Below are 2330 nucleotides of genomic sequence, written 5' to 3' on the forward strand. Positions count from 1 at the left end.
CCCGGCTGCACGCCGCCGCCGGCAAGGTCGCGGGCCGGGCGGGCGCCACGCTCGACACCGCCGACGTCCGCGCGCAGGCCGAGGCCGGAGACGCCGACGCACGCGCCTCGATCGCGCTCTACCTGACGCTGCTCGCCCGCTTCGCCGGCGACATGGCGCTCACGCTCGGCGCGCAGGGCGGGGTCTATCTCTGCGGCGGCGTGGTGCCGCGGCTTCAGGGTCTGATCGACCCGGCGGCCTTCCGCGCCGCCTTCGAGGCCAAGCGCCCCCATGACGAGCTGATGCGCCGCACCGCCACGGTGATCGTCACCTCGGACATCGCGGGCCTGCTCGGCTGCGCGGCGCTGGCGACGCCTGTTCCGAACCGGGACTCCGCCCCGTAACGGAACGAAGACGCGCCAGAACCGGACGCGAATACAGATTGCGCGCCGTATAGCGGCCCGTCGTTAACCATCTTTTCACGCAGCGTCGATCCGGGCGGCGATTTACTTCCAATTTTACTCGCTTTTTCAGGACTTCCGCCACATTCTGGCCTCAGCAACGTCGATCACCGGGGCGCCTTCAACACCCCGACGACGTCGGTCCGGCCACGCCATTCCCGGCCGGAACGAGGCGGGTGAGGCGGCGTCAGCCGCCTCCCCGCAAGCGTTGCTCCCCGGGGGGACTCCCGCGCCGGGAACGGCATGTTAAGCTTGTCGCGTCAGGAGTTTGTTCCGGTGCGGCGGGCGCGGCCCGCCTCGAGGCTCGCGAACAGGGCGGAGAACGGCAGGACGATGACGCAGCAGCCAGCCGCCGCCCCGGAGACGACCGCCTCCGCGCAGAGTTCGGCGCAGACCTGGCCGCAGGCGTTCGACGCCCTTCTCGCGCATCTGCGCCGCGCCTTTTGGCTGGTGGTCGCCCTCGCCGTGGTCGGCGCCGTGATCGGGCTCGCGGTGAAGGCCACCCTGCCGACGAAGCACGTGGCGAGCGCCCAGCTGCTGATCGACCCCCGGTCGCTGCAGGTGTTTCCGAACGAGATGGTCAACAGCAATCTCGACGCCAACGCCGCAATCAATTTCGTCGAAAGCCAGATGCAGCTCATCACGTCGGAGCGCGTGCTGGCGCGGGCGATCCGCACCGAGAATCTGGCCGACGACCCCACCTTCCGCAAAAGCCTGCGCGACGCGGCGGCCGCCGACGGCGGCGCCTCCGGGACCGACCTGCGGGGCAGCCTCGGCGCCGACGGACAGGCGGATCCGGCGCTCGTGAACGCGCTGCGGCGCGCGCTGACCGTCAAGCGCGCCGAGCGCAGCTATCTGGTCGACGTGAGCGCGACCGCGAGCACCTCCGATCTCGCGGCGCGGATCGCCAACGGCGTGGTGCGCGCCTTCATCGACGAGGACGGCGAGAGCCGCGCCGAATCCGGCCGCAAGCTGACGCGGGAGCTGACCGGCCGGCTGGAGGCGCTGCGCGCCCGGCTGGCGGACTCCGAGGCCAAGGCCGAGCGCTTCCGCCGCGACCACGGCCTCGTCAAGGCGGGCGACCGGCTGGTGGTGGAGCAGCGGCTGGAGGAGGCGGTCACGGAAGCGACCGCCGCGCAGGGACGTCTCGCCAAGGCCGCCGCCCGCGTGCGCCAGTTCGAGGAGGCGCAGCGCAATCTGGGCTCGCTCGGCGCGCTGACCGCGACCGAGGACATGCGCACCGTCTCCTATCTGATCGAGCGCCTGAGCGCCGCGCGGGAGAATCTCGCCGAAAGCAGCCTCAACCTCGGCCCGCGCCACCCGGCGCTCACCAACGCGCGCTCGCGGGTGACCGAGATCGAGCAGGGCATCCGGCTGGAGCTGAACCGCATCCGCGACGCCGCGCGCGTGGATCTCGGCCGCGCGGAGAACGAGCAGCAGGAGCTGAGCCGCCGCGTCTCCGACCTGACCGCCGAGGTCGGCCGCGCCCGCCAGAACCAGATCGAGCTGAACGCGCTGGAGCAGGAGGCGACCGCCAATCGCGGGCTTCTGACCTCGTTCGAGAGTCGCTCCCGCGAGGCGGACGAGTTCGGCCGCATCTCCGCGGTCAACCTGCGCATCGCCTCCACCGCCGTGCCGGCGAACGCGGGCTCCGGTCTGGTCGCGAGCGCGGCCTGGGCCGTGCTCGGAGCGACGCTCGGCGTCATGCTGGCGCTCGGCGCGGTCGCGCTCTGGGCCATGGCCTCCTTCGGCCGCGCCCCGCGCCGCGAGCCGATCTACAAGTCCACCGGCCCGATCGGGCGCCGCCGGCCGGCCGCGGACCTCGCGTCGAAACCGGACCTCGCGGCCAAAGCGGACGTCCCGCCCCGGCCCGAGGTCGAGCCCGTCCCC

Annotated in this window: 2 protein-coding genes; both read left to right on the forward strand. The window is 72.6% G+C overall.

Going from position 1 to position 2330, the window contains the following annotated elements:
- A partial coding sequence (locus tag ACFQ4O_RS16950) for a glucokinase (RefSeq protein WP_378777468.1) occupies positions 1-383 on the forward strand: 383 nt, incomplete at its 5' end.
- 390 nt (positions 384-773) lie between these two features.
- On the forward strand, positions 774-2330 hold a 1557-nt coding region (locus ACFQ4O_RS16955), incomplete at its 3' end, for a GumC family protein (RefSeq protein WP_378777470.1).

This window comes from Methylopila musalis (genome assembly GCF_042679725.1).
Lineage (GTDB): Bacteria > Pseudomonadota > Alphaproteobacteria > Rhizobiales > Methylopilaceae > Methylopila > Methylopila musalis.